This is a genomic window from Halomonas sp. AOP25-F1-15, from assembly GCF_052378675.1.
Lineage (GTDB): Bacteria > Pseudomonadota > Gammaproteobacteria > Pseudomonadales > Halomonadaceae > Vreelandella > Vreelandella casei.
This window is the reverse complement of the sequence record NZ_JBQSXV010000008.1, coordinates 1-26,847: the sequence shown is the minus strand read 5'-3', so window position 1 is coordinate 26,847 and position 26,847 is coordinate 1. Positions and strand designations below refer to the sequence as shown.

At 51.3% G+C, this 26,847-nt stretch carries 28 protein-coding genes and 3 pseudogenes; 16 read left to right on the top strand and 15 right to left on the bottom strand.

Annotated features, from left to right (window positions below):
• The first annotated feature begins 109 nt into the window (after positions 1-109).
• A complete protein-coding gene (locus ACT3TF_RS14695) occupies positions 110-499 on the top strand; it encodes a RidA family protein (protein WP_444672431.1) in 390 nt (129 codons plus the stop codon).
• 64 nt (positions 500-563) lie between these two features.
• Here the strand turns inward: ACT3TF_RS14695 and ACT3TF_RS14690 are convergent, their stop codons facing one another.
• The 3 genes from ACT3TF_RS14690 to ACT3TF_RS14680 form a co-directional block, all read right to left on the bottom strand.
• Entirely contained in the window at positions 564-2,510 is a 1,947-nt protein-coding gene (locus tag ACT3TF_RS14690) for a tripartite tricarboxylate transporter permease (RefSeq protein WP_444672430.1), read from the bottom strand.
• Between the two features lie 82 nt (positions 2,511-2,592).
• On the bottom strand, positions 2,593-3,726 hold the full coding sequence (locus ACT3TF_RS14685) for a tricarboxylate transporter (RefSeq protein WP_441684808.1): 1,134 nt from the start codon (positions 3,724-3,726) through the stop codon (positions 2,593-2,595).
• A 51-nt stretch (positions 3,727-3,777) separates the two neighbouring features.
• A complete protein-coding gene (locus ACT3TF_RS14680) occupies positions 3,778-4,902 on the bottom strand; it encodes a 4-oxalomesaconate tautomerase (protein ID WP_441684809.1) in 1,125 nt (374 codons plus the stop codon).
• 148 nt (positions 4,903-5,050) lie between these two features.
• On the opposite strand from ACT3TF_RS14680, the pseudogene ACT3TF_RS14675 reads away from it, so the two are divergent.
• Together ACT3TF_RS14675 and ACT3TF_RS14670 are read left to right on the top strand one after the other, a co-directional pair.
• Positions 5,051-5,233: pseudogene (locus ACT3TF_RS14675) on the top strand (helix-turn-helix domain-containing protein); the annotation flags it as partial.
• Positions 5,234-5,272: 39 nt separating this feature from the next.
• A complete protein-coding gene (locus ACT3TF_RS14670) occupies positions 5,273-5,956 on the top strand; it encodes a LysR substrate-binding domain-containing protein (protein WP_235042456.1) in 684 nt (227 codons plus the stop codon).
• On the opposite strand, the gene ACT3TF_RS14665 is transcribed toward ACT3TF_RS14670, so the two are convergent.
• Entirely contained in the window at positions 5,953-7,419 is a 1,467-nt protein-coding gene (locus tag ACT3TF_RS14665; protein ID WP_444625634.1) for a cobyric acid synthase, read from the bottom strand. The two genes, ACT3TF_RS14670 and ACT3TF_RS14665, sit on opposite strands and share 4 nt — an antisense overlap.
• A gap of 224 nt (positions 7,420-7,643) precedes the next feature.
• On the opposite strand from ACT3TF_RS14665, the gene ACT3TF_RS14660 reads away from it, so the two are divergent.
• From ACT3TF_RS14660 to ACT3TF_RS14635, 6 genes are all read left to right on the top strand, one after another.
• Positions 7,644-8,681 (top strand): LacI family DNA-binding transcriptional regulator, encoded by a 1,038-nt coding sequence (locus ACT3TF_RS14660; protein ID WP_441684813.1) that lies wholly within the window; start codon positions 7,644-7,646, stop codon positions 8,679-8,681.
• Entirely contained in the window at positions 8,678-9,709 is a 1,032-nt protein-coding gene (locus tag ACT3TF_RS14655; RefSeq protein WP_444672429.1) for an ABC transporter substrate-binding protein, read from the top strand. The genes ACT3TF_RS14660 and ACT3TF_RS14655 overlap by 4 nt, the downstream gene beginning before the upstream one ends.
• Positions 9,710-9,711: 2 nt before the next feature.
• Complete coding sequence (locus ACT3TF_RS14650) at positions 9,712-10,608, top strand: ABC transporter permease (RefSeq protein WP_444672428.1); 897 nt, start codon at positions 9,712-9,714, stop codon at positions 10,606-10,608.
• Positions 10,605-11,393, top strand: a complete 789-nt coding sequence (locus ACT3TF_RS14645) for an ABC transporter permease (RefSeq protein ID WP_444672427.1) — start codon at positions 10,605-10,607, stop codon at positions 11,391-11,393. The genes ACT3TF_RS14650 and ACT3TF_RS14645 overlap by 4 nt, the downstream gene beginning before the upstream one ends.
• A gap of 75 nt (positions 11,394-11,468) precedes the next feature.
• Positions 11,469-12,551 (top strand): ABC transporter ATP-binding protein, encoded by a 1,083-nt coding sequence (locus tag ACT3TF_RS14640; RefSeq protein WP_444672426.1) that lies wholly within the window; start codon positions 11,469-11,471, stop codon positions 12,549-12,551.
• Complete coding sequence (locus ACT3TF_RS14635; protein WP_444672425.1) at positions 12,544-13,410, top strand: phosphodiesterase; 867 nt, start codon at positions 12,544-12,546, stop codon at positions 13,408-13,410. The genes ACT3TF_RS14640 and ACT3TF_RS14635 overlap by 8 nt, the downstream gene beginning before the upstream one ends.
• On the opposite strand, the gene ACT3TF_RS14630 is transcribed toward ACT3TF_RS14635, so the two are convergent.
• Entirely contained in the window at positions 13,407-14,306 is a 900-nt protein-coding gene (locus ACT3TF_RS14630) for a bifunctional transcriptional activator/DNA repair enzyme AdaA (protein WP_444672424.1), read from the bottom strand. The two genes, ACT3TF_RS14635 and ACT3TF_RS14630, sit on opposite strands and share 4 nt — an antisense overlap.
• Positions 14,307-14,508: 202 nt before the next feature.
• Between ACT3TF_RS14630 and ACT3TF_RS14625 the strand changes: the two genes are divergently transcribed.
• Both ACT3TF_RS14625 and ACT3TF_RS14620 read left to right on the top strand, forming a co-directional pair.
• On the top strand, positions 14,509-15,429 hold the full coding sequence (locus ACT3TF_RS14625; RefSeq protein WP_096282341.1) for a glutaminase: 921 nt from the start codon (positions 14,509-14,511) through the stop codon (positions 15,427-15,429).
• 87 nt (positions 15,430-15,516) lie between these two features.
• A pseudogene (locus ACT3TF_RS14620) lies at positions 15,517-15,930 on the top strand (LysE family translocator); the annotation flags it as partial.
• 140 nt (positions 15,931-16,070) lie between these two features.
• Here ACT3TF_RS14620 and ACT3TF_RS14615 read toward each other — a convergent pair.
• Together ACT3TF_RS14615 and ACT3TF_RS14610 are read right to left on the bottom strand one after the other, a co-directional pair.
• Positions 16,071-16,580, bottom strand: coding sequence for an AraC family ligand binding domain-containing protein (locus ACT3TF_RS14615; RefSeq protein ID WP_444672423.1), 510 nt, complete (start codon positions 16,578-16,580; stop codon positions 16,071-16,073).
• A 151-nt stretch (positions 16,581-16,731) separates the two neighbouring features.
• Entirely contained in the window at positions 16,732-17,061 is a 330-nt protein-coding gene (locus tag ACT3TF_RS14610) for a DHCW motif cupin fold protein (RefSeq protein ID WP_444625639.1), read from the bottom strand.
• Positions 17,062-17,217: 156 nt separating this feature from the next.
• On the opposite strand from ACT3TF_RS14610, the gene ACT3TF_RS14605 reads away from it, so the two are divergent.
• Positions 17,218-17,961 carry a class I SAM-dependent DNA methyltransferase gene (locus ACT3TF_RS14605; protein WP_444672422.1) on the top strand — a complete coding sequence of 248 codons (744 nt, stop codon included), beginning with the start codon at positions 17,218-17,220 and terminating at the stop codon, positions 17,959-17,961.
• Positions 17,962-18,041: 80 nt separating this feature from the next.
• Here ACT3TF_RS14605 and ACT3TF_RS14600 read toward each other — a convergent pair whose 3' ends face one another.
• The 7 genes from ACT3TF_RS14600 to ACT3TF_RS14570 all read right to left on the bottom strand — a co-directional run bounded on the left by ACT3TF_RS14600 (position 18,042) and on the right by ACT3TF_RS14570 (position 21,665).
• Positions 18,042-18,521, bottom strand: a complete 480-nt coding sequence (locus ACT3TF_RS14600; protein WP_444672421.1) for a DUF1456 family protein — start codon at positions 18,519-18,521, stop codon at positions 18,042-18,044.
• Positions 18,522-18,614: 93 nt separating this feature from the next.
• Positions 18,615-19,037, bottom strand: a complete 423-nt coding sequence (locus ACT3TF_RS14595) for a tetratricopeptide repeat protein (protein ID WP_444672420.1) — start codon at positions 19,035-19,037, stop codon at positions 18,615-18,617.
• A gap of 217 nt (positions 19,038-19,254) precedes the next feature.
• A complete protein-coding gene (locus ACT3TF_RS14590) occupies positions 19,255-19,530 on the bottom strand; it encodes a putative quinol monooxygenase (protein ID WP_441686774.1) in 276 nt (91 codons plus the stop codon).
• A gap of 23 nt (positions 19,531-19,553) precedes the next feature.
• Positions 19,554-20,027, bottom strand: a complete 474-nt coding sequence (locus ACT3TF_RS14585; protein ID WP_096279508.1) for a L,D-transpeptidase family protein — start codon at positions 20,025-20,027, stop codon at positions 19,554-19,556.
• A gap of 135 nt (positions 20,028-20,162) precedes the next feature.
• Positions 20,163-20,654, bottom strand: coding sequence for a class I SAM-dependent methyltransferase (locus ACT3TF_RS14580; RefSeq protein ID WP_444625642.1), 492 nt, complete (start codon positions 20,652-20,654; stop codon positions 20,163-20,165).
• Positions 20,655-20,700: 46 nt separating this feature from the next.
• The gene (locus ACT3TF_RS14575; protein WP_096279504.1) at positions 20,701-21,123 is read right to left on the bottom strand and encodes a VOC family protein; all 423 of its coding nucleotides are present in this window, start codon (positions 21,121-21,123) and stop codon (positions 20,701-20,703) included.
• Between the two features lie 116 nt (positions 21,124-21,239).
• Positions 21,240-21,665 carry a VOC family protein gene (locus ACT3TF_RS14570; RefSeq protein WP_444672419.1) on the bottom strand — a complete coding sequence of 142 codons (426 nt, stop codon included), beginning with the start codon at positions 21,663-21,665 and terminating at the stop codon, positions 21,240-21,242.
• Positions 21,666-21,767: 102 nt separating this feature from the next.
• On the opposite strand from ACT3TF_RS14570, the gene soxR reads away from it, so the two are divergent.
• The 3 genes from soxR (at position 21,768) to ACT3TF_RS14555 (ending at position 25,348) form a co-directional block, all read left to right on the top strand.
• Positions 21,768-22,256, top strand: coding sequence for a redox-sensitive transcriptional activator SoxR (gene soxR / locus ACT3TF_RS14565; RefSeq protein ID WP_444672418.1), 489 nt, complete (start codon positions 21,768-21,770; stop codon positions 22,254-22,256).
• 130 nt (positions 22,257-22,386) lie between these two features.
• Positions 22,387-23,967 carry a mechanosensitive ion channel domain-containing protein gene (locus ACT3TF_RS14560; RefSeq protein WP_444672417.1) on the top strand — a complete coding sequence of 527 codons (1,581 nt, stop codon included), beginning with the start codon at positions 22,387-22,389 and terminating at the stop codon, positions 23,965-23,967.
• Between the two features lie 193 nt (positions 23,968-24,160).
• Positions 24,161-25,348, top strand: a complete 1,188-nt coding sequence (locus tag ACT3TF_RS14555) for a DEAD/DEAH box helicase (protein WP_444625647.1) — start codon at positions 24,161-24,163, stop codon at positions 25,346-25,348.
• A 55-nt stretch (positions 25,349-25,403) separates the two neighbouring features.
• Here ACT3TF_RS14555 and rho read toward each other — a convergent pair whose 3' ends face one another.
• Positions 25,404-26,357, bottom strand: coding sequence for a transcription termination factor Rho (gene rho / locus ACT3TF_RS14550; protein ID WP_444672416.1), 954 nt, complete (start codon positions 26,355-26,357; stop codon positions 25,404-25,406).
• Between the two features lie 239 nt (positions 26,358-26,596).
• On the opposite strand from rho, the pseudogene ACT3TF_RS14545 reads away from it, so the two are divergent.
• A pseudogene (locus ACT3TF_RS14545) lies at positions 26,597-26,847 on the top strand (type II toxin-antitoxin system RelB/DinJ family antitoxin); the annotation flags it as partial.

The window sequence follows — 26,847 nt, the reverse complement described above, 5'->3', positions numbered from 1 at the left end:
GTGCATAATGCCTCCCCTTGTTCTATTCATAATGACTGATACTGAACACTAGCACTATTGCCCTGTCGTAGAGGATGTATGTGCGATCAGCAACTTAGAAGGAATTAGCATGCCGACCTATACCAACGATCCGACACTGCCCACACCGAGCTTTCCCGGTAGCCACATGGTAATCGACGACCACTATGTGTTCATTTCAGGGCTAACCGTCGCAGATTTATCTAATGGCCACGCGGCGCGGGGCGACGTAAAAGAAGAAGCACGCCTAGTGATGCGGGCCATCTCTCGCATGCTTGAAATGGAAGGCGGCAGTTTTGCTGATGTAGTGCGCGTAGATATCCACCTCACTGACCTGCACACGCTTCAAGAACTAGACGGTGTGTATGCCGAGCACTTCGATCCCGGCCGCTATCCTGCCCGCACTTGCACTGAATCGGCAAACATCTGTGGTGGGTGCAGTGTTGAGATCACAGTGATGGCGCAGCGCGCTAATCATTAATTTTTTTAAAGACAAAAAGCCAACTTAATGGCTTTTTGTCTTACGTCCCCAGCGTAAATCTGCTTTAGAACCCGGTTAACATACCTAAAGGATATGTAAGCGTCAGCAGGTTCGCCATTCCCACTAGGAAAATAGCGACTCCTGCCGCCATTACTACTGCAGTCATAGCTTTCACGCGGGCCACCAGCAGTAGGAAACCTAGGCAAAATACAGGGGCGGTCAGCATTAAACCGAACACCATCACGCATACAATCAAGGCGAAGAAGCCGGCCACCCAAGCTAGCTGCGGGAGGAATGTTTGAACCTGCCACTTTATCGGTTTGATGATCGTTCTGATAATTTCCAGCAGGCACGCGACCACGATAATGGCAATCGCCAGCCTGGGCATGATCCCGCCTAACATAGAAAGATCAGCAAAGCTCAGCCATATGTAGCCGGCACCTACTAACAGGCTGCCTAGCAGTGCTACATCGAGCGCGCCCAGCGACAGCGAATCCACCTCTTCCTGAGCAGTCAAATGGGCCATAGAATCTTTGGCTTGACGGCGCTTTTGCAGATAGCTGCGCAAAGGAGGAAGTAATAGTGATGCCGCAATCATTGCGCCAATGATCAGCACACCAGGCCTCGTAAAGGCTGCAGCGCCTTGAAACTGGGCGGCTTGATAAAAGTATGTTTCAGCACCGGGCGCGAGCACAAAGCCAATCAAGAAGGCGGGCCGAGACCAGTTCGCCTGTTTAAACAGCACGCCAAACGCTCCGACAATGCCGAGTGCAAAAAAATCACCCAGCGAGCGCGTCGCTTGATAGGCCGCAAAGAGTATTAAGACAGTAATTAGTGGCGCTAAAATCACGAACGGCACCCGCGTTAAGCTGGAAACCGGACGGGCCAACCCCAAGCAGAGAGCGGCACCTAAAATATTAGCGAGCGCTAATGACCAGATAATGGTGTAAGTCAGGTCAAGATTCGTCTCTAGCATGCTGACACCTGGCTGAAGACCAAGGAGCAGTAAACCGCCTAGAAAAACCGCTGCGGTGCCTGAGCCGGGAATACCAAAAAGCAGAGTAGGCACCATCGCCCCGCAGGCACACGCATTGTTAGCTGACTCTGGCGCAATTACGCCACGAATATCCCCTTTACCAAACTGCGATTTATCCTTAGCAGTCTGCACCGCATGCCCATAAGTAAGCCAATCCACCACAGAACCCGCCAAGCCAGGAATCGTCCCAATTAAGCTGCCTATGCCTGCGCAGCGGGCCACTAGTCCAGGCCGACTAATAACATCCTTCATTCCCTCTTTCCAGCCCTGGCCTAATTGGCAGGGCTCCTCCGCAATCGCGCCGCGCTTGCCCAATAAGTCAATGATCTCAGGTAATGCGAAAATACCTAAACCCACCACTACCAGCGGCAACCCGTCATACAGATAGTCAAATTCGAACGGCAGCCTGAACTCACCAGTGGCAGGAGCCATACCGATCGTCCCCACTAATAGCCCTAGGCCACAGGCAGCAATGCCTTTAAAGACATCCTTGCCAGAAAGAATCGCCACCATCGATAGCCCTAGCAACGTCAACATAAATAGCTCAGACGAAGAGAAAGACAGCACAATCGGCCGAGCGACGAGAATAAAGGCAGTGAGAACAACCGCACCGATGAGACCGCCAATCATTGAAGACAAAAATGCACTGGAAAGCGCTCTTGCAGCCTGTCCTTTTTTAGCCAGCGCAAAGCCGTCCAGCACGGTCGCTTGTGAAGCACTTGAGCCAGGAATGCCCAGTAGCACGGAGGAGAAAGTATCGCCTGTGGGTATCACTGCCACTAACCCCATCAGCATACCTAGAGCAACCGAAGGCTCCATACCATAGAGGAACGGTAACAGTAGTGACATGCCAGCAATGCCGCCAAGCCCAGGAATGATGCCCACAACAAGCCCAATGAGAACACCAATAACCATGTACATCATATGCGGAACAGTAAACAACTGCCCCAAACTAGAGAATAAGACGTCAGACATTGTCATGGCTCTTATGTTGTTTAGTGTAAGGGTGCCCAAAAGCACCACTTAAGCAGTGCTTTGTTGGTGTTAATCTCTCGTGTTAAATACGAGCACCGTGCTGCTCTAACAGCCACTCGGACAGCCACTCCCGCGTAGCATCATCAAGCGACATGGCATCCTTCAGATGTTGCTCGACGACTTCACCGACAACCGGCGTGTAGGGGCCAAGCTGAGCCATTGCTGCGTCTTTAAACGCTTCTGTATCCACAAAACGACGTGCTGCATCGCGATACTCCTGAATCAATTCCTCTGGTGCGTCACTGGGCAGCAGTATTAGCTTTTGCAGCGTGAACCCGGATGCAAAGAACTTGCGATACGCTTCAGCTGCTAGGCCGCTGGGCGCTTCGCCATGAAGTGTTTCGTAAACCTCATTAAACGTCGGCAAATCAGGGAAGGCAGGATCACGAACAATCTCACCACTGTCGCTGAGCACACCCAAGGAAAAGAGCGGAACCGCTCGGTCAGTCTCCACCAACCCTTCCACGCTGGTGAAATAAGCAGAGGTAGTTTGGAAGTCGATATCCGCCTCTCCTCGTTCGAAGGCCAACCGGCCTTCCCCGCGGCTACTCATACCCGAGACCGCCTTCACATCAACTCCGAGCAGATCAAGCGCAATCAATACTGGCAGCTCTAGCCCTGTATGGCTTTGCACAGCAAATGTAACTTGCTGGCTGGTCATCGCATTCAGCACCTCCTCTGCGGTGCTTCCTAGGCTAGGCTGTGCATACACCACCCCTCCTGTCGGCGTCGCTAAAATCGGTGTCCAATCATCGTAACTATAACGTACACGCCGATCTTTCAGCATGGCAGGATACTGAGTAGAAGCTGAGGTACCTATCCACTGACTGCCATCTGAGGCAGCACGCATGGAGAACAAGTTAGCGCCATTAATAGAGCCGCCACCAGGCACGTTATCAATCACCAGCGTAGGGTTACCTTGAATATTGTCGCTCATCCAAGTAGTAAAGAAGCGTGCCCAGACGTCGGTTCCACCGCCTACACCAAACGGAATGGTCCAATGAATGGTATCGGGCACGTTCACATCGTTAGCCTGAACATTCACGCTGATGGCACTCAGCGTTGAACAAGCAACGACAAGTAGCGCTTTTTTGTAAGTAGTGCGCAATGCAGGCAATCTCAGAGCGATAAGCGGTTTTTTCTTAAAAGTGGTCATGGCGATACTCCTGTTATTAATTATTGTCATTTAGTGATTTTTTAAAGTGGCTTAATCGACAGCCTCAACAGCATGGTTGTCCACTTTCTTTGGAGGGAGTGCGTAGAAAATTTGCCCACTCATAATTTTACGAGCCGTTCGGATAAGCGATACACGCGCCAAATCAAACGCATTCTCTTGGCGGTACTCCGCCGTCAGCTCAATAGAGCCTGAGGGATGTTCTAAGACAACCTGAGATAGAAGCTTTCCAGCAGAAAGCTTCTTTGTGCTGCTGGCCATGTGATTGGCAATCGAACCAGGTACATTAACCGCAGCAGCAACGGCCATCGCCCCCGTTACGGCAATGGCTTTATGGCAGCGATGAGGCACAAAATAACGAACATTAAGCGTATTCAATTCCGCTTCGGCCGCGGAGATCAGCACGACCTTTGGCAAAACGCTTTGGCTAACATCACCCATTCCCATTCGCAGCCCCGCTTCACGGCGAAGGGTTTCTAAGCGCGTTAACAAGGGCGCATTCTTATCTAATTCAGCAGGCGACTCATAGCCCGTTAGTCCAACCGACTCAGCCCGCAGTAACATAATCGGGGTGGCCGCATCGATGCAGCTCACCTCGACACCATCAATCTCATCACATGCTTTTCCCGTGGGTAACAGTTGGCCTGTTTTACTTCCCATGATGTCTAAAAAGCTGAGTTGAATGCCTGCAGCACTACCTGGAACGCCGCTAATGGTGACACTACCTTCGTACTGCACCTGCTTCCCCGGTGTAGGTACATGGCACTCGATCAGCCGTTGGGTATTTAAGTTATGCACCCTGACTACGGTGATATCGTCTTGAGGCTCAACCAGCCCCGTCTCTATTGCATACGGCCCGACGGCAGAAAGCATGTTGCCGCAGTTGGGGTTAAAATCGACGCGCTTATTCACCACATCAACTTGAGCGAATAAGTAATCAACATCGGCATCAGGGTGCGATGAGCGTTCTACAATAGCCACTTTGCTGGTGAGTGGGTCTCCACCACCAATGCCATCAATTTGTAGTGCATGGCCAGACCCCATTAAACTAAGCAGTATTTCAGCCTGCTGTTCTTGGTCACTGGGCAGATCTTTCATACGTAAAAAAGGGCCTCTAGAGGTTCCTCCACGCATTACCACACAAGGAATACTGTTCATGTTGCTCCGCCATATTTAGTGATGACTGTATGGACGAAGAGTGTCAGCCAATCTTTAATGTCTCAAATGCAAATATAGATTGCTATAAATCCGTTTTATGCATTAATGTGTTTTAATTATTAAACCACCTCTTTTGCGCAACAATCCTATGCTGCATAGACTCGAATTTCTTGATCTACAAGCCTTCATCCTGGTCGCTGAATTGGGCACTTTTCATGAGGCGGCTCAGCGCTTGCATTTGTCTCAGCCAGCCCTTACCAGGCGCATTCAAAAATTAGAAGAACTCCTTGAAGTTGAACTGCTTGAAAGAACAACACGACGCACTCGTCTAAGTCCTATCGGAGCCGATTTCTTGCCCCGAGCCAGACGTATGATAGAAGAGTACGAGTCCTCCATATTGGGGATTCGTGAACTGGTCACCCACCAAAAGGGCACGGTGACGATAGCCTGCTTACCCACGGCGGCATTCTACTTTTTGCCTAGTGTCATTCGAGTGTTCAGCGAAGCTTGGCCTGGCATTCGCATTCGTATCTTGGATGTCAGTGCCAACGAAGGCTTGGAGAAAGTGATTAACGGCGAAGCAGACTTTGGAATCAATATGATCAGTGCGCAAAGTTCCGAAGTACGCTTCACACCACTACTCCGAGACCCCTTTGTACTGGCACTTCGCTCCGACCATCCGCTTGCTAGTAAGCAGCAGGTTGAGTGGAGCGACTTGGAAGAAGTGCGGCTTATCACAGTTAGCCGTGATAGCGGGAATCGCACGCTGCTAGATAACGCCCTGTCAGCAGAGGGCATTCATCTCAATAGTTTTTACGAAGTCCAACACTTATCCACGTCGTTAGGGCTTGTCGAGTCAGGGCTGGGAGTGGCTATTTTGCCGCGCATGACCATGCCAGGCCCTGATCACGACACGCTCTGTTCTAGAGATCTTCCCGAGCCACGCATTCAGCGCTCTATTGGTCTTGTGCGAAGTAATTCACACAGTCTATCCAGCACCGCACAGTTATTTATTGATTTACTACTAGAGCACTGGGTTAAAGAACCCAGTTAACAGCTTTTATCGACGCCAGCATCAATCAGCGCAATAACTTGCTCTATATCAATGCTCGCCTCTAGCATGTCGGCCAAGCGATTAAGCTCATGCTCACGGTGAGCTTGATAATCACTTGGTTCAACATGGGTAAGGCCCAGTTTTGTTAGCAACGCTTGGCAAGCATCGGGGTGATCAAATAACCCATGCAGGTAAGTGCCCATTATTTGGCCATCGTCACTAACGGCCCCTTCAGGCTTACCCTGTATATGAAAAAGCGGCGAGTTAAGCGCTAAGCCCTGGCTGACGCCGTTATGAATTTCATACCCCTCGACAAGGGCAGGTTGATCTGACAGCAAGCCACTAACGTTGCGCAGCTGCTTGCCCGCTACCATTTGCGTTGTGAGGGGCAGCAGCCCTAGCCCGGCCACTTTTCCTGGTTGCCCCTCCAAGCCATCAGGGTCGTCCACCCACTCGCCCAGCATTTGAAAGCCACCGCAAATACCCAACACTGCCCCACCGTAACGAAGATGGCGCTGAAGCGCCTTATCCCACCCTTGACGTTTTAACCACGCAAGATCGCTGGCAGTGCTTTTACTACCGGGCAAAATGATCGCATCGGCAGCGGGAATTGGCTGATCAGGCCCAATAAAACGCAGCGAAACCTGGGGGTGTAAGCGCAGCGGATCAAAGTCGGTATGATTGCTGATGCGTGGAAGCGCGGGGACAATAATATTGATCACAGCGCTGCGCTTTTCTGCTTGAACGACACCAATGCTGTCTTCGGAGTCCAGCACCAGCCCCTGAAGATAAGGGAGTGTTCCCAGTACCGGCTTTTGTGTGCGTTTTTCCAACCACTCAAGGCCGGGATTTAATAACGCGATATCGCCACGGAATCGATTAATAATAAAGCCTTTTGTGCGCATCTGCTCACTCTCACTAAGCAGCGCCAGCGTGCCTACTAACTGAGCAAATACGCCGCCACGATCAATATCGCCCACCAGCAGTACGGGGCAATTTGCCGCTTCGGCAAAGCCCATATTGGCGATATCACCCTCGCGTAAATTGATTTCTGCCGGGCTACCGGCGCCCTCGGCAATAATCACATCAAAGCGGTTTTCCAGCGCCTGCCAAGCGGCCATCACGCTCTCTTTCGCGGTGCGCTTATAGGCGTGGTAATCCAATGCATCCATATGGCCATGCACCTTGCCGCGCAAAATCACCTGAGCGCCGCGGTCTGTTTCAGGCTTTAGCAGCACGGGGTTCATATCACTGTGCGGCGCCAAATAGCATGCCTGCGCCTGTAGGGCTGTAGAGCGACCTATCTCACCACCATCTTCAGTCACGGCACTGTTAAGTGCCATGTTCTGAGGCTTAAACGGCGCGACCGAGATGCCACGCCGTGCCAGAGCGCGACATAGCGCAGCCACCACCGTGCTTTTACCGGCATCAGAGGTCGTGCCTTGAATCATTAGTGTGGCCATAAGAAAGCCTTGCCCAGGTTAACTAACGCGAGACTTTAGCGGGAGGTGCACCGCTTCGCAACGTAGCCAAATAAAACAGACCGCGTTATCAGTGCAACAAAACCACGCTGTCACATGAATAACGCCAAAAATACTTTTTACCGCCATCAGTTCGTCACATGCGCTAGTTAGGCTGACACCCAACAAATGAGATCGATCTCATTACGCAAGCGAAAGGTGTTGGCATGGCAGATTTACTCAGTGTGGCAAAGCGAGCGGGGGTTTCTCGCGCTACCGCTGCGCGGGCCTTTTCAAGCCCCGACTTAGTGCGCCCCGCAACCCGCGAAAAAATATTCAATGCAGCCCAAGAGTTGGCATTCAGGCCCAACAAAGTCGCGCAGCAGTTGCGCTCGCAAGCCACACAAATGATTGGCGTGATGGTGCCCAGCCTCGACAACCCCGTCTTTGCTGAGCAGCTGCAAGCCATGGAAGTGGCGGCCCGCGACTCAGGGTACTCCTTAATCGTTACCACCAGCGAGTACTCGCCCAGCCGTGAAGGCAACATTGTTGAAGAGATGCTGCGCCAGCGCGTAGACGGCTTAGTGCTCACCGTCGCCGATGCTAGTAACAGTGACGTACTGGATAAGCTGCGTATGGAAAACATTCCTTGCCTGCTGGTCTACAACCCACCTGGGACTAGCGGCTTTGCCTCAATTGGCGTCGATAACCTTGCCGCTGGTGCTGATGCTACTCGCCACTTAATCGCCCTGGGGCATGAGCGCATCGGCATGATCGCCGGCCCATTGCTGCAATCAGACCGTGCTCAACAGCGTTACGAAGGTTATTGCCAAGCAATGAAGAGTGCCGGTTTCTTGCCTCATCAGCTTGTCGAAATGGCTCGTCATACCCAAGCCGACCTCGCCAGCCTCAAGCCAGCGCTACAAGGTTTTCAATCTTTTAGCGCTGTTATTTGTACCAATGATCTGCTTGCTATCAGCCTAATCGGAGAGCTGCAACGTGCAGGCTTTGCCGTGCCCGACGACCTTTCGGTGATGGGGTTTGATGGCATCGCTTTAGGTCAGTACCTCTATCCATCGCTATGCACTATCGAACAACCGCGTGCCGATATAGGACGCACGGCGGTTCACACCTTATTAGCCATGATTCGGGGAGAAAGCTGCACGACGGCTCCCCTGCCCCACGCATTGCGTAAGGGCGAAAGTACCGGAATACCGGCATCACGCAAGTCCAACACAGGCACCACTCAGAGGAGCACGTTATGAACCTTAAGCGCAGGCATATGAAGCGTATCTATCAAGCATTACTGACCACCGCGGCTATCGCTACATCAGCGGCAGCGATGGCTGAACCTGGCGATAACGCGATTTGCTACAACTGCCCACCTGAATGGGCTGACTGGGGCACACAGCTGCGCTTGATCGAACAGGAAACCGGCATTCACGTACCGCAAGACAATAAAAACTCCGGCCAGTCCTTAGCCCAGCTGGTCGCCGAAGCAGGTAGTCCAGTGGCCGATGTTGTCTACTATGGCGTCACCTTTGGTATCCAAGCCATGGCGGAGGGCGTGGTCACGCCCTACCAGCCCGAACACTGGGAAGAGATCCCTGAAGGGCTTAAAGATCCCGAGGGCAACTGGTTCGCCATTCATTCCGGCACCCTCGGTTTTATGGTCAACGTTGATGCGCTAGATGGCGCGTCAGTGCCCACCTCTTGGGAAGATCTGCTTAAACCCGAATACCGTGGCATGGTGGGCTATCTTGATCCTGCAAGCGCCTTTGTAGGCTACGTGGGCGCTGTGGCAGTCAACTTAGCGATGGGTGGCGACCTTAATGATTTCACACCCGCCATCAACTACTTCAATGAGCTGGCCGATAACGCCCCCATTGTGCCCAAGCAAACTAGCTATGCACGCGTGCTTTCCGGTGAGATCCCTATTCTGCTTGATTATGACTTCAACGCTTATCGCGCTCGCCACAATGACGGCGCCAACGTAGAGTTTGTCATCCCCCAAGAAGGCAGCGTGGTTGTGCCTTATGTCATGAGCCTAGTGAAGGATGGCCCTAACCCCGACAATGGTCAGCAAGTGCTTGATTTCGTGCTTTCTGACCAGGGACAGGCTGTCTGGGCCGATGCGTATCTACGCCCGGTGCGTGAGAGCGCTATCTCAGCAAAAGCACGTGAGGTTTTTCTACCTGATAGCGACTACGCCCGCGCCACAACCGTTGACTACTCTGCAATGGCGGCTGCTCAGCGCAGCTTCTCTGAGCGGTATTTGTCGGAGGTTCGTTAACCATGAAAGCAGCATCCAAGCAGCCCTTGGGGGCTGCTTCTTTTTCAACTCGATGGATGGTTTTAGCAGTCCCCGTGCGGCATAAAAGCTTCGTGGCCGTACTCGCCTTAATGCCTGCGCTCATTGTGTTCTGCGCTTTTTGGCTACTGCCTTTTTCACGCTTGATATTGATGGGCGCCGAAGCAGACCGAAGTAGCGGCGTAAGCGCTTATCTCACTATTCTCACCCATCGCCAGTACTTAATCAGCATAGTGACAACCGTTGGTATCTCACTCGTTGTCTCACTAACGGCAGTCGCTATTGCTGGCTTTGTGGGCTTTTTTCTAGCTCGTCAGCATTTTTGGGGTAAGGCCGTGCTGGTCGCTATTTTGACCTTCCCCCTTGCCTTTCCAGGCGTCGTGGTCGGCTTTTTAGTCATCATGCTAGGGGGGCGCCAGGGGGCGCTGGCACAGTCAAGCCTATGGCTTTTCGGCGAACGTTGGGTGTTCGCCTACTCATTAGCCGGGCTATTCATTGGCTATCTCTACTTCTCCATTCCTCGCGTCATTACCACGGTGATGGCTGCTTGTGACAACTTGGATCAAAGCCTTGAAGAAGCTGCCCGCTCGTTAGGAGCCAATACCTGGCAGGTAACAAAAGATGTGATTGTGCCAGGCATTGCGCCAGCGCTGCTCTCAACCGGCGCGATCTGCTTTGCTACCAGCATGGGCGCCTTTGGTACCGCTTTTACGTTGGGTACGCGGCTTAACATTTTGCCCCTCAATATTTACGGCGAATTCACCAACTACGCCAACTTTGCGATGGCGGCCGCCCTTTCCGTTGTGCTGGGCGCTATCACCTGGATAGCGTTAAGCATTGCCCGCCGATTAGCAGGCGGAAATCTAGGAGCTTCCGCATGAAATCGCGCCTACGTTTCACACTGCAGCTGAGCTTCACGTTGATCGTATGTTTATTCATGATTGTGCCTGTAGCGATGTCGGTGCTGGCAGGGCTGACCGAGAATTATTTTGTTGGCTTACAGAGCGGCTTGACGCTGCGCTGGGTAAATGAGGTTTGGCAGCTTTATTCAGATACGATTTGGCTGTCCATTAAACTGGCACTCGCCTGTTTGCTGATCACTACCCTTATTGGCGTACCCGCTGCTTATGGCCTGCTACGTAGCCGGCGCCGGTGGGCCAATGCGATTGAAGAATTGCTCCTACTCCCCGTTGCCGTCCCCGGGTTGGCGACTGCCCTAGCGCTGCTGCTCGCCTATGGTAGCTATCGTGAATTTAGAGGCAGCTGGCTGTTTATTCTGATTGGTCATGTCCTTTTCACACTGCCTTTTATGGTGCGCGCAGTACTTTCCGTGATGCAGACGGCAAAGCTTCCCCAGCTTGAAGAGGCGGCCGCAAGCTTAGGTGCAAGCTTCAGGCAACGCTTTTTCTCAGTGGTCATCCCTAACTGTATGAGCGGCATTTTGGCAGGCGCGCTAATGGTGATCACACTGTCCATTGGCGAATTCAACATTACCTGGATGCTCCACACTCCGCTGACTAAAACACTGCCGGTTGGCTTAGCCGATAGCTACGCGTCTATGCGCCTGGAAATCGGCTCAGCCTACACGCTGATATTTTTGGTGATGGTGGTGCCGTTGCTGGTGGCTATCCAATGGGCTGGGCGATTAACCGAGCAACGCCGCTAAGACTCACGCCGTTAAGACCTCTGAGATTCAGCTCCACATTCAAAGACACCTGATTGCTTTATATGAGAGTTCGCTATGAGTTCATCTGTCAGTATTACCCTAACCCACTGTAGCCGCACGTTCGCTGGCGGCCACATGGCCTTACAGCCACTTGACCTAAAGGTGAATGCGGGTGAAACACTGGTGCTGCTAGGGCCTTCTGGCTGCGGAAAAACAACCACGCTGCGCATTATTAGCGGCCTTGAAAGCCCAGATAAAGGCGGACAAGTGCAGTTTGGCCAGCGTGATGTCACTACTTTGCCAATTGAAAAGCGCGACGTCGGGATGGTCTTTCAAAACTATGCGCTATTTCCCAACATGAGCGTTGCCGACAACATTGCTTACGGCCTGAAATTACAACGCCTGTCGCGTTTCGAGATCACCCAACGGCGCGACGAAGCTATGCGCATGGTCGACTTACAAGGCTTTGGCGAGCGAAGAATCGATGCGTTATCCGGTGGCCAGAAACAGCGTGTTGCTCTCGCCCGCGCCATTGCGGTGCGTCCCAAGGTGCTGCTATTTGATGAACCTTTGGCCGCATTGGATGCAAAACTACGTGATCGCTTACGCATTGAAATTGGTCAGTTACTGCGTGAATTAGGTACCACGGCGGTATACGTTACCCACGATCAAGATGAAGCGATGGCGTTAGGTGATCGTATTGCGGTGATGCAAGCAGGACGCATCGCCCAGCTGGGCACGCCACAAGAAATCTATCACCAGCCGGCCAATGCTTTTGTGGCCGACTTTATCGGCGCGGTGAACTGTTTAAGCGTCATTGCAACAAAACCGGATGGCCAATTAGCGGTACATGGTGGCGAGCTGTTCGCGCCTCATTTACTGGGGGCTACAGAGATTTACTGCCGACCAGAAGATATTCAAGTGGTACCGCTTAATCAAGCCGACATTAAGGGGCAGGTGGTACAAAGCATTTTTTTAGGCCAGACACAGCGCCTGCTCGTGGATACCGGGGGAACAGTGCCGCTTCAAATAGAGGCACCTTCGCGCCAGCGTTGGCCAAACGGCACAGCGATTGGCCTAGCGTTGCCTTTTAACGTGCTATTTCATCCCGATAAGCCGACTACGACGATTAACACCAAGGAAATGGCGAATGGCTGATCAAGCTTTTAGTGTTGAGCAATGCCCCTCTTCTCAGCAATGTCTTATCGCGCAAATTAGTGATCCACATATCAAGGCAGGCGGTAAGCTCTCTTATCGTCAAGTCGATACTGCCAATGCACTGCGCGAGGCGATTACTACGCTCAATCAGCTAGTGCCTCGGCCTAACTTGGTACTGATCAGCGGTGACTTGGTCGATTTTGGCCACCCAGAAGAGTACGCCACGTTTAAGCACATTCTGTCTGACTTAACGCTGCCGGTGTATTTGATTCCCGGCAATCACGATGATCGCCAAAGCTTGCGCGCAGCCTTCCCAGAACATCGCTATCTGTTTCAGCACCGCGACTTTCTTCATTGGGTCATTGACGATTACCCGGTACGCCTCGTGGGGCTAGATTCATCGGTACCCGGAAAACCGTACGGGGAGTTAAGCAATGCCAGCTTAGAGTGGCTTGATGAAATTCTAACGGAGCAACCCGAAAAACCTACCCTGGTCATGGTGCATCACCATCCGTTTGTCAGTGGCATTGATCATATGGACCAACAGCCGCTTAAGCACGCGAGCGCGTTAGAAAACGTCATTGGCAAACATGCACAAGTAGAACGCGTGCTTTGCGGCCACCTTCATCGGAGCATACAGGCTCGCTTTGGAAATACCTTAGCCATTAGCTGCCCGGGTGTTTCCCACCAAGTTAGCCTTGACCTGACTCCAGACGGCCCTTCTCGCTTTCAGCTTGAGCCCCCCGGCTACTTGCTGCACCAGTGGTCAGCGGCGCATGGCATGATTACTCACCAAGGTTTTATAGCGTGCTACCCGGGCCCTTTCCCATTTTATGATGCCAACGGGCTCATTGATTAAGACGTGGCCATGGGAGCACGCGCTGTATCGTTCATTGCTAGCTCCCAGGCTAGCACCATCTGCTTTTTCTCCACCCCCCAGCGGTAGCCGCCTAGTGCGCCGCTTTGTTGGATCACTCGGTGGCAGGGAATCCACAGCGCGATGGGATTAGCGCCCACGGCGTTACCCACCGCACGGGAGGATTTTGGCGCGCCCAACGCCTGGGCTAGGTGGGAATAGCTGGCTAACTGGCCTTCAGGAATGGTCAACAGCGCTCGCCATACCGCCATTTGGAAATTGGTACCGGTCACGTGCAGCGACAAAGCGGCCGCGCCCTCTTGGGGTTTAGAAAGTTTAGGTTTAGAAAGTTTAGGTTTAGAAAACCTAGATTTAGCAAATAACCCTTCTACCGCGTAACGCGTGGCCTCAGTATTGTGCTGCAACGTACTAAGCGGCCACTCCTTGGCAAGCCGTGCCAACAGCGACTCTGCGCTGGTGGCATCAACAAACCCCATTCGGCAGATACCGCGGGGGGTCACGGCAACAAAGATGTGGCCAAACGGCGTTTCATGAACGCCATAAGCAATCTCAACGCCCTCACCTTGGCGCTTATATTCACCGGGAGTCGCTGCTTCTAGCTGCACGAAATGATCATAAAGCCGTGAGCCGCCGCTCAAGCCCAGGCTATGGGCAACATCCAGTAGCGAAGATGAGGATTGAATCAGCTGCTTGCCGCGTTCTAACGTCAGCGCCTGCAAAAAGCGCTTGGGGCTAACCCCCACGTAATGACTAAATAGGCGCTGAAAGTGAAAGGCACTTAAATGAACGTGATCAGCCACCGTCTCTAAATGAGGCTGCGCCGCTGCATGGGCCACCATGTAAGCCATGGCTTTTTCGATACGCTCATAATCGTTCATCTGTGTCTCTCTAGCGGTCAGTTTATTCGTTGTGGTGCCCTGCTGGCAGCCTAAGCGACCTGACTGCGTTTGCCGACCCGAATCTTGCTCAGTACCTACACTCGGATGAAGCTGTCATTAGCGTTATAGTGAAGCTAAAGACATCCTCACACTTTTCCGCTAGGGTGTGCCCCCGCCTCAAATGACGGTACACAATACGCCCATGCAAGACTTGATCAATGATATTGCGACAGCCATGGCGAACGCAGAAGAGCGTGGCAAAGTAGCAGACTATATTCCCGAGCTTGGCCACGTTGACCCGAAGAAGTTTGCCATCTCACTCGCCACCGTAGACGGCAACGTGTACTCGGCAGGTTGCGCAACCACACCGTTCTCTATTCAGAGTATCTCGAAAGTATTTACGCTGACCATTGCCCTTGGGCAGATGGGCGATGCGCTATGGAAAAAAGTCGGCCGCGAACCGTCAGGCGACCCTTTTAACTCGATTGTTCAGCTTGAGCACGAAAGCGGTAAACCGCGTAATCCGTTTATCAATGCCGGCGCTATTGCGGTTGTCGATGCCATCATGATGGGCCATGAACCCAAAGAAACATTAGCCGAAATTCTCAATTTCGTGCGCTATATCGCCGATGACGACAGCATCTGTTTTGACCACGCAGTGGCTGCTTCCGAGATGGCGCACCGCGATCGCAACGCATCACTGGCACACTTTATGAAAGCGTTTGGCCACCTGCGCCACGATGTTGATAAAGTGCTGGGTACTTACTTTCACCAGTGTGCGATTGCCATGAGCTGTGAACAGCTCGCTCATGCTGGCCTGTTTTTGGCATCGGATGGCATTAATAAGCCCAGCGGCATCCGCGTGGTGGCTCCTCAGCGGGCTCGGCGTATCAACTCGCTCATGATGATGTGCGGGCACTACGATGCCTCTGGCGAGTTCGCTTTTCGTGTTGGGCTCCCCGGTAAAAGCGGCGTAGGCGGCGGGATACTGGCTATCGCCCCAGGGCATGGCTCTATTGCGGTTTGGTCACCGGGGTTAGATTCCTTCGGCAATAGCCTGCTAGGTAGCCAAGCGCTGGAGATGTTTGTGCAACGTACTGGCTGGTCGGTGTTTGGGCACTAACACCGTTTAAGAAGCCACCTCAATTTTGTTCAATACGAAGTCGTGGCTGCCATTGCAAACTCCTTGCTTGCCTTAAGGAGAATAACGATGAGCACGTCACTACTGCTACCTATAATGCTACCCATGTCGGCCTTTGCACTTGCTGCTTCTATTTCACCAGGGCCGGTGAATATCGTTTGCCTGAGCAGCTGCACGCACTACCCCATCGCTCAAGGGCTGAATTTTGTGACAGGCGCTACGCTGGGGTTTATTGCACTGTTTTTATGTATCGGTGCAGGGCTTTATTCACTTTTGAATGTGCTGCCTCTGCTGGAAGCATTTTTACGTTGGGCAGGCTTGCTGTTTTTACTTTATCTCAGCTATCAACTGTTACAGCACGATGGCCGCTTGCAGGAAAGAAGCGCCGATAATGCTCCGGGCTTTATTGCGGGCGCCGTGATGCAGTGGCTCAACCCCAAAGCATGGCTAGCATCTGCCGCAGGCATTGCCGCTTATACCAGCGTTATAGCCAGACTGCTGGCATAAGCGTCCAAGCGAAATATCAGTGGCGCAATTTACACGCAAGTAGGCAGCGATTTTTTCCAGTTCACAAGACACTTGAGGCAATATCACAGGGGGTTCTTGGGCAAGCGCCTGCATCATCAGAGATAGGCACTCCCCAGCACCATTTGCTTATCGCCAATAGCTCGCTGATCATCCAGTAAGCATGCTGCCATATCGCAATACTCTGCATAGAGATTTGGCTGAGTCACCACGGCCGTCGATATGTCTTGCCATTCAGGCGCGTCGAGTAAACCTAGTTGATAACGCAGCTGGCTCAACCATTCGGCGTCGATATAGAGCATCAAATAGGCCCATGGCTGGCTCTCAATAGGATTACAGGCGTGCACCCAGTGGGGGTTCATCATAACCATGTCGCCCGCTTGAATCCGGTAAGATGCGTCACGATAGCAAAACGTGCTACGCCCTGCGGTAACGGCCCCGAGCGACCAATGCGAATGGCTGTGAGGGGCATAGCAAATTTGCCGCGCATCACTAATATGACGTAGTTCCACATAAGGCATGCGAGCATCGCGCCAGAATCTAGGTGACGAGCCAGTACTGGAGAACATCGTATTGGGTGTAAGTGTCGATGACGAAAGTGTACTCATGTTCTGCTCTCATTATTGCAGAGGGTTTGCTCGGCTATGCTATGTGGCGAACCATTCAAGCGCTTAAAAACGCCGATCACCATGGCAACGACACCAAAGGGTTAGCTATCCGCGCAGACCTAATGGTGAGTGCCGTCTAGGTACAGATAGCTTAATCTACAATGAATAGCTTGGCGCCATGCTGGGTAGAGGAGCGATGAGGCTCCGCATTGTCAGCGACCTGATAGCTCATGCCGGGGCTGAGTACGAACTGGCGGCCATCTGCTAATTCGGTGTGGAGCTCGCCTTCCAAGCAAAGCAATATGTGGCCCTTTACACACCAGTGGTCGGCCAAATAGCCGGGGCTATACTCGACCATACGTACCCGCATATCGCCAAAGTGCTGAGTGCGCCAGTAAGCCACTCCTTGCTCACCTGAATGCTCGGTCTTCTCAATCTCAGCCCAGTCAGTAATCCCAAAAGGTAGGTCTTTAATGTTCATCGCTGATCCTCTAGAAGCACGAAATATTACGTTTCCATCGGTGCATACTATCACCTCAGAATGAGCCACCGCTGGCATGAAGCGGTACTTCCTTCTCAAACTCCACGCGCTCGTTTACTATGCGCCACCCACCCCATCGACCACCACTAGGCGACCATGTCTGTCAACGCGCTCTATACCGACCTTTCTGGCTACTACGACTTGATGTGCGTGGATATCGACTACCAAGCACAAAGCAACGCCATTCGTAGACTTCATCAGATTTTCGGCAACGGCGGTACGTGCCATCTGGATTTAGCCTGTGGCACCGGCCCACATGTACGCCATTTTATTGATGCGGGCTACACCAGCAGCGGCCTTGATATCAATCAACCCATGCTGGATATCGCCGCCAAGCGCTGCCCAGAAGCAGATTTCACGCTGCAGGATATGAGCGATTTCACGGTTGATGAATCTCAGGACTTAATAACGTGTTTTTTATATTCGATTCATTACAACGATGGGATTGAAAAGCTAACAGCGTGTATTGCTCACGCCCACCGCGCCTTAAAAACGGGCGGCGTTTTTTATTTTAATGCGGTTGATAAAGACAAAATTAATAACGATTTATTTGTTAAGCACACTGCCAAACATGAAGGCGATGTGTTCACGTTTCGTTCTGGGTGGCACTACGCAGGCCAAGGGGAGCAACAATCGCTTCGGCTCAGCATTGAAAAAATCAGCGGGGCAGAGTCTCAGCAATGGAACGATGAGCATCCGATGGTGGCGTTCAACTTTGCAACATTATTAGCGCTGTTGAAGCCATACTTTGACGTTCACGTCTTTGAACATAACTACGAGACTATTACCCCTTGGGACGAAAACGCAGGAAATGCGATTTTCGTCTGCGTCAAAGTTTAACGTTCAAACTTAAGTGGCAGAGAGGCAGGCACACGTCGCCCTGCCTCTTTGTGTAATACAGCAAGCTGACTTTTATAAACTCAGGCCTCGACGTCACTCTGATTAGGCCGCTGCTGACGCTGAATGCCGAGTAAAAAATTGCGTAGCACTTGATCCTTGCACTCGCGATAATTCTTATGGCTGGGCTTGCGGAAAAATGCGCTCAGCTCGTGATTACTTAAACTGAAATCTGCCAGCTCAAAAATAGCAGCGATATCACCTGCTTGTAAATTCAACGCAATTCTCAGCTTCTGAAACACCATATTATTATTCAAATGATCTTCTAACTTGGGTTGCGGACCATCACGCTTACCACGTTTAAAGCTAATAAAACCATTGAGAAATGCGGCTAACTCTTTGGCTCTCATATTGAGAAAAGCCTCATCTTCTTCCTTTTTCAACCAAGAAGACACTTGCTCTTCGCTGGCCTCAAAATCTGCCAGGGCGAAGATTTTAATCATAGTGCTATCTTTAAAATCAAAGGCGTACCGTATACGGCGCAAAATATCATTATTGGTCAAAATTACAGCTCCTAGTCTTAGGGAAATCAGCCCAGCCCTTTATCGTATAAGGCTGTGCTTAACATCAGCAACCTACAGATGACAACGTGACGCTTATGCAGCCGTTAGCGTTGCCAGCAGTTTATCTATTTCTTCTTTCAAATCATTATCTTCAATCTTATTCGCATTCAGTTTTGCCGCTTGAAGATTCTTGATAGCCGCATCTTTTTGACCTAGCTCAACTTGCAATGTCGCCATTGAAAAACCGATGGAAGACATGTGGTCTTTCGAATTAATAGCGACCGCTTTCTCTAGCGCTTTGTCATAGACACACAGCGCATCGTCTAACTCTTCTGTAAAGTCAGCCAGCGTTTCCCACTGTTCAGGGTGATCTTTATCGGTGTTTTCGTTATCAGTGCAAATAGCCTTCAACTCTGCATAGAGTGACTCAAATGCCTCTCTATCATCTTTATCAGCCGCCCTCATTAGCTTTTCAGCCAACTCATAGACAGACTTGTATATTTTAGTATTAATCACGTCAGCTACCTTCAACAGTAAAATGTGAATCGACTGATTAACTCGCCGATACGATCCATTGCGCGCCAACACTACGGCCATTGGCGATGGCTCGCATTATACCCATGAAGCAACGCATTGAAGTCTTTTTCCAGAGTGATGCCCATGCCACGCTCTGCCGATGACGACGACAACTTTTTAAACGAATCCCTAAAAAGCACAAACCTTACGATAAAGCCTATTCAAACACCTCGTAATGACGCGTCACGTTTCGGGTTAGCTGTCCCCAATCGGAGTTTGCTACACGCTGCTGATGTCGCTCAAAGGCGGCACGGTCGACAAACTCTTCATAGACATCAAAACGGCAAGGGTCGGCGCTATTCTGAGCAACCTCGAACGTCATGCAGCCTGGTTCTTCAAGGGTGAGCGCGCGGTGATCGACAAGCCCGGTTTTCACGGCTTCCAGATCGCTGTCAGGGACGGTTATAAAACCTTTCAAGGTTACTTTTGGCACTGAGGTCTTCCCTTTATACAGCGTTACCATTCAATGTGAATGGGCGTACCCACCTTAACCAGCTCCATGAACTCATCCATTTCCGAGTTGCTCAAGGCAATGCAGCCATTGGTCCAGTTGAAGCGTTGAGCAATGGGCGCCAGCCACCCCAACCAGTTAAACTGGCCGTGCACCATGATAAAACCACCTGGCGATACGCCGAGGCTTTCGGCATGCGCTATATCTGCTTCATTGGGGTAACTCACATGCATGGAACGATAAGCCGCGGAGTCCTCTTTCTTGTAGTCCAGCGTGTAGTGACCTTCAGGCGTTCGCTGGTCGCCCTCCTGCACCTTATGGCCCTGCGGGTTGCCGCCAAACGCAACGCGAAACTCTCTAACTACGTTCTCCCCATCCAGGAGATACATACGGTTTTCTGATTTATCTACTTTTACCAGATCGACATCCGCCAGAACCGGAGTCACTAGAAACAGCAGCAGCCATGCTAGTTTATTCATCGTATAAGCCAGTAGATAAAAGCCCTGGAGTGTACGGGAGATCGTTTAGGCGGTGCTACCGCTAAAACGCGATGTACAGCCGCAACGCATACTGATGCTGTATGCCCTGCTCGATAATCGGTTCAGGGTAATGTCTTAAAACCGATTACGCGGCGGTGATAGGTAGCGCTTCCAATACTCGTTATGAAGCCAGTCAATAAACTCATCAGAACTAGTATGGCCCGCGAAGGCAAAATTATAGATAAGCCAGATAGCCCCACGATTAGAGGCGGCTTTATAAGCGGCAATCGCCTGAGCGCCATCAAGCCAGTGAAAGGCCATACACGTCGAGATAAGATCAAAACGACCCTGCTTCGAAAGCTCGGTATAGTCGGCCCTTCTTACACATAGCCCGCGCTTTCGTGCTATGGCCAGCATCTCGTCAGATGAATCAATTCCCATGACGTCCTGACCAAGTTCAAGTAATAGTATAGTAGAATCACCAGTGCCACACGCCACATCAACCACGCGCTCAAAGTGCCTGTCCTGCACGTGCTGGTGCATTTTTTGAACGACAGCCTGATGGATTTTGGGGCGATAGTGGTCATACCGTTCACCCATGCCACTCTCTGTGAGGTACTGGGTCATGGGCGCTTCCTGTCCAGCCGGCTATTAGTAAATACATGGCTAAAAGTTAAGCTTCCGAGGCTTCCACTGCTAAACCAATTTCTTGTCCATAGGAGATCTCTAGAATATGACCATCAGGGTCATTGATAAATGCCCAATAGCCAACCGGATCGCCTGAATCAGTCGCTTCTTTGGATAAAATACCTTCATGCCTAGCACGGTCGCATAGGTCATCCACTGCGCGTCGACTTTCACACCCCACACCCAAATGAGCAAAAGGCCCTAAAATAGGAACCGGCTGGCTATTTTGGACGAGAACGAGGACAAATGGACGCGTTTTATCTGACAACCAGACAACGCGTTTGCCGGCTTCCTCATCGATTCGCTCGTGCATGACTGACATGTTGGCGTAGCGCTGATAAAACGCAATGCTGCTATCCAAGTTACTCGCTGATAATGCAATGTGGGTAAAGCCAATATCTTTTGCCATCGAAAACTCCAAAGCGATCTAGATAATTCAATAAGTATTACGGCGCTAGGCTTTAACAATGCCGAGCCAAAAGTTTCTTCACGGGTTCATTCGTCACCGTCACTCCGCGCAATTGCCTACAACGCATCACGATTTAAATTGCGCTCCGCCGGGATGTCACTCTGGTACTCCACAAACTCGATTTCAAAACCTGCCGGGTCGACAAAATAAACGTTTTTGCGAAATGGCTCAGCCGCGCCGGTTTTGGCAATGGCAAAACCCGCGTTATTTAACCGGGCAACCGCAGCATCCAGGTTATCGGTCACGTAGGCAAAATGCGCTAAGCCGACGCTATGCCCCGTCAAATCGCGATTCGTTCCTTCGCCATGGTCGCTTAATGCTAAGTAATGTCTATCGTCACCGAAGTGCACCCATTTACGCGGCTTGCCGTACCACTCGCCTTGGCCCTCATCGCGTATCTGCCAGTGTGGGAAAGCGGCGCGGTAAAAGTCCAACATGGCATTCATATCCGCAACGACCAGATTTACATGTTCCAAATACATAGGGAGTTCTCCTTGCATGAGTTTGAAGAAAAGGATAAAACCTGAACCTTAGTTGAGGTAAAGCTTTTTTTGAGAATCCAGATAAAACCGGGTGGGACAAGGATGGCGGAGAGCAATTGGAGCGTGGGCAAGGTCGCCAAGCGCTGCGGCATTAATGTCAGCGCCCTGCACTTTTACGAGCAGCAAGGGCTCATTCAAAGCTCGCGCAATGCGGGCAATCAACGCCGGTATAAGGCAGAAGTGTTAAGGCGCATTTCGGTCATCAAAGCCGCACAGAAAGTCGGCGTGAGCCTGAATGAGATTAAGCAGGCCTTTGAATCGCTGCCGAATAACCGCACGCCCACGATGGAGGACTGGCAACAGCTTTCAAAACGCTGGCAGCGCATGCTGGATGGCCGTATTGCGTATCTACAAACACTGCGTAATAACCTGAGCGGCTGTATCGGCTGCGGTTGCCTGAGCATGACCAACTGCCCGCTGTATAACCCGGATGATCAATTGGCGAAAGTGGGTAGCGGGCCGGTACTTTTGGATCAGGCGGAAGAGCGGGCCGGAGGCAACGCTCATCAACAAACCAACGCCAGCTCATAGGCCAGCACTTGCCGCTAACGTGCGCCTCGATAAAACCACGTTGATCAATCAGTGTGCGAATGCAGATGGTGCTAATCTTGGATAATGAGTGGTTGCTCAGTTTTCTCACCATACAATGACAAGGATGGTTATGGCCGCTTTTTTTACCTCTTCAAGTGCACGTCGGTCTTTGCGCGTCTGTTGTCTATTATTGCTTCTGTTAAGCATTGCCTATGGATTCTCTGCTGACGCGGCAGCCGGGGATGCAACAACGGCTCGGGCGTCCAATAATGTAGAACAAGGCGATACTGGTGCCGCTGCCCCCGCAGCCCTCCCAGCGCCTGCTACTATCAGCAATGAGGGCACTAACAATGCGCAGATCGAAACCACACCTTCACCGCTCAAAGACAATGAGATTCGCCAGCGCATAAGCGGAATTTTTTCTGAAATTGAGGGACTGGGAGCGATTGAGGTTAGCGTCGCCCAAGGCGTGGTCATCCTGGCAGGTGAAACGGCCAATGAAAGAAAAGCCCAGCAAGCCATCAATTTAGCCAATCGGCTGACTGATGTAGTAACGGTAGATGATCAGATCAACCGTACCTTGGACGTGCAGGATAATGTCTCGACCGCCTATCAAGGTTTAAGGACCAAAGGCCGAAATCTGTTCAAGGCCCTGCCCTTATTAGTGGTCGCTTTCTTACTGTTTGGGTTAGTCGCGTGGTTTGGCGCCTGGCTGTCTAGACGCCAAAAACTCTGGCAACGATTAACGCCTAACCCATTCGTGGCAGAGTTGTTGGCACAAACTATCAAAGTTATTTTTATTATCTTGGGGCTGATACTGGCGTTAAGCCTGATAGGGGCTGAGACAATTATAGGTACGCTGCTGGGCGGTGCGGGGGTGATCGGTATCGCCATTGGTTTCGCCGTGAAAGATACCATTGAAAATTACATTGCATCCTTGATGCTCAGCATTCGCCAACCTTTTCAAGCGCGGGACCACGTGGTCATCAATGATAAAGAAGGCATTGTGGTGCGCCTGACCTCCCGCGCCACGATTCTCATGACCCTGGATGGTAACCAGCTACGTATACCTAACGCGGATGTATTCAAAGGCATTATTCTCAATTACACCCAGAATCCAGAGCGCCGCTTCACGTTTGAGCTAGGGGTTGATGCCAATGACGACCCGCTAGCGGCCATCAAGGTAGGCCTTGATGCCGTTCAGACATTAGACTTTGTTTTAGCCGAACCCAAGGCCATTGCCATCATCACTCACGTGGGCGACTCCAACATCATATTGGAATTTCAAATGTGGGTAGATCAGTCAAAAACGGACTTTGGTAAAGCCCGCAGTATTGCCATTCGTGAAACCAAACACGCCCTAGAAGATCAAGGGTTCAGCCTACCAGAACCGATCTATCGCTTACGTTTTAATTCCAAGCTTGAGCAAGCATTGGAACGCTTTCAGATCCAAAGCGCAGATTCACTCCCCCCTGATATGACGCTGACCTCGACCACGCCTGATTCCCAAATAGCCATGGGGCCCAATGCGCTTGACGAAAGAGAGAAACGACAAGCCAAAGCACGCGCGAAGGAGGTACTGCGCGGCCAGGATAACAATGAAGTGCTGGATGCACGGCCTGACGAGAAGCTGATGGAAAAGGTAGATCAGGAAATTGCTGAGAATGTTGATGGAACCGATTTATTGAATAAGAACTCGCTGCGGGAGTAGATCTCAGGCTATCCGGCACATGCGCATAGCGCCCTTTGCTTGACGATAGCGGTAGCTGAATGAAGCGGCGTTAGCCTGGAATAGATCAAGCGCATGCTGAATAGCTCATGAATAATGGCGTATTACCCTTTTACGCTATACTGCATCATCTTTTATTTTCGACACACCTTACGACAATCTGTCAGAGTTCATTATGTCATTTGCAAAACTAGGCTTATCCAGTCCGCTTGTTCAAGCGATTACCGAACTCGGATACAAAGCGCCAACGCCCATCCAGGAACAAGCGATTCCTGTCATTCTCTCGGGTCAAGACTTAATCGCCACCGCACAAACGGGAACAGGCAAAACCGCTGCCTTTGTTCTGCCTCTGCTAGAACGATTCAGTAATGCGGGAACGTTACGCGGCAAACGCATACGTGCGCTGATTCTAGTACCGACCCGTGAGTTAGCAGTTCAGGTCGAAGCCAATGTGGCTCAATACGCTAAGCACACGCACTTAACGTCTATGGCGATGTATGGCGGTGTAGACACCGAAGCTCAAAAAGAGCGCCTAATCGCAGGGGTGGATATTCTGGTCGCCACGCCGGGCAGATTGCTTGATTTGGCTCATCAGCGGGCGCTGCACTTTGATGAGCTAAAAGTCATGGTGTTGGACGAAGCGGACAGAATGGTCGACATGGGTTTTGTCGATGACATCAAAAAAATCATCGACCGCCTGCCTGAAAACCGTCAGAACCTGCTGTTTTCAGCCACCATGACTGGCGACGTTCGGGCGCTGGCCTACGGCTTTTCAGATAGCAAAATGACCGACCTGGCGGCGGACATCTCCATTACGCCCAACATTCGCGCCGCCGCCAGCATCAAGCAATGGCTCATCACGGTAGATAAGGACACCAAGTCCGCACTGTTAAGTCACTTGATCAACGAGAACAAGTGGGATCAGGCGCTTATCTTTGTCGAGAAAAAACACAATGCCGCCAAGCTGGTGGCGCAACTGGAAAAACGCGGCATCACCGCGGATTCCATTCACGGCGGCAGAAGCCAGGCCATGCGCGAGCAGGTCCTGGCTCAGTTCAAATCCGGCGAACTCAAGTACTTGATTGCCACCGGGGTGGCCGCTCGTGGTCTGGATATTGACGAACTGAGCCGCGTGGTGAATTACGATTTACCGTTCCAGCCAGAAGATTACATCCACCGCATTGGCCGAACCGGTCGTGCGGGCGCCTCGGGTGAAGCTATATCGTTGGTCGATATCAGTGATTTCAAGAATTTGTGTGCCATTGAAAGGCGATTAAACGCAATCATCGAGCGCAAGGAAGTCGAAGGCTTCCCGGTTAAAAAGGCCGTGCCCGCTTCAAACTTGAATTATAAAAAGAAGTAATCGCTAATACGTAACCAAGAAGCTCACCTCTCAAGCGATCAACAGGTGAGCTTCGCTAGTCGGATGTAAACGCATTCAATAGCTCGGCATTAGTGGGATATTTCTCCAATAGCGCAAGCAACTTCTGCGCGCCTTCTACTGGCTTAAGTGCTGTCAAACCTCTACGCAATGTGCGTACTTTTTCAATATCTTTTTCATCAATCAAAAGCTCTTCACGACGGGTACTGCTTTTGGCAATATCTATCGCAGGGAAAATCCGTTGATTGGCCACGTCGCGAGATAACACGAGTTCCATATTGCCCGTGCCCTTGAACTCCTCGAAAATCACCTGATCCATACGGCTTCCGGTATCTACCAGCACGGTGGCCAGAATGGTGAGCGACCCGCCGTTTTCGATCTTTCGCGCGGCGCCAAACAGCTTGCGGGGTATTTCCATCGCTCGGCTATCCAGCCCACCCGACATCGTACGGCCATTGCCCCGCTGCTCGGCATTATGAACGCGCGAGAGTCGCGTAAGTGAGTCAATCACAATCATCACATCACGCCCCTCGCCCGCTTGCTTACGCGCCGTCTCAAGGAGCTTATCTGCCATACGCACATGGTGTGTATAGGTTTCGTCTGAAGACGATGCATGAACCTCTGCCGACATACTGCGCTTAAAATCGGTCACTTCTTCAGGGCGCTCATCAATCAGCAAGGCATACAGCTTTATGTCAGGATGAGCCTCTGCAACGGCCTGACAGATATGTTTTAACATCGTCGTTTTGCCAGAGCCTGGCGGCGCCACGATTAATCCTCGTTGCCCCATCCCAATGGGCGTAATTAAATCCATCGCCCGCACAGTGCGCTCTTGAGAGCCAGGCGCTAAATAAATGCGTGGGGAAGGATGAATAGCGACGCCATTTAAAAAACGTTGTTCGGGATTGTCAGGAAATTGATCTTCCACTTCGTCGGCGGGGTTGTCGTCTATCTGTTTTTTTGCCTTCAAAGCTAATGTTTTTCTAGCCATAATATCGATGGATTGCCTTAAATAATCTGAATTTATAGAATAACTGCAGCACTTTGAAAATGACATTGGCCTCTTGCCGATATATAACGTCCAGCGTATGAGTGCGAACGTGCGAGCGTCGCAGCAGCCGAAATCCGTGAATAACACGCTCCGTTATGTGGCAATCCAACCAAGTGCTACAATTTATGACATTGCAACACATTCTGAAGTAGTTATCATGAAAAGCGAAATACTTAAGCACACGCATAGATCATGACACAAAAGTCGCATTTACCAGCATCTGTGATGATCTCGGATTAAGCCCATCTCAGGCACTCAAGCTTTTTGCACGTGCCGTCATCAATCATGGCGGTATACCCTTTGAGCTTAAAACGCGCCAACCAAATGAAACAACTGCGGCTGCAATCCAGGAACTAGCAGAAGGTAAAGGCCACCATGCTTTCATAGTTTCGCCTGCGTGGAATCACGGCCTCCATGCCCTTTGCCTCAA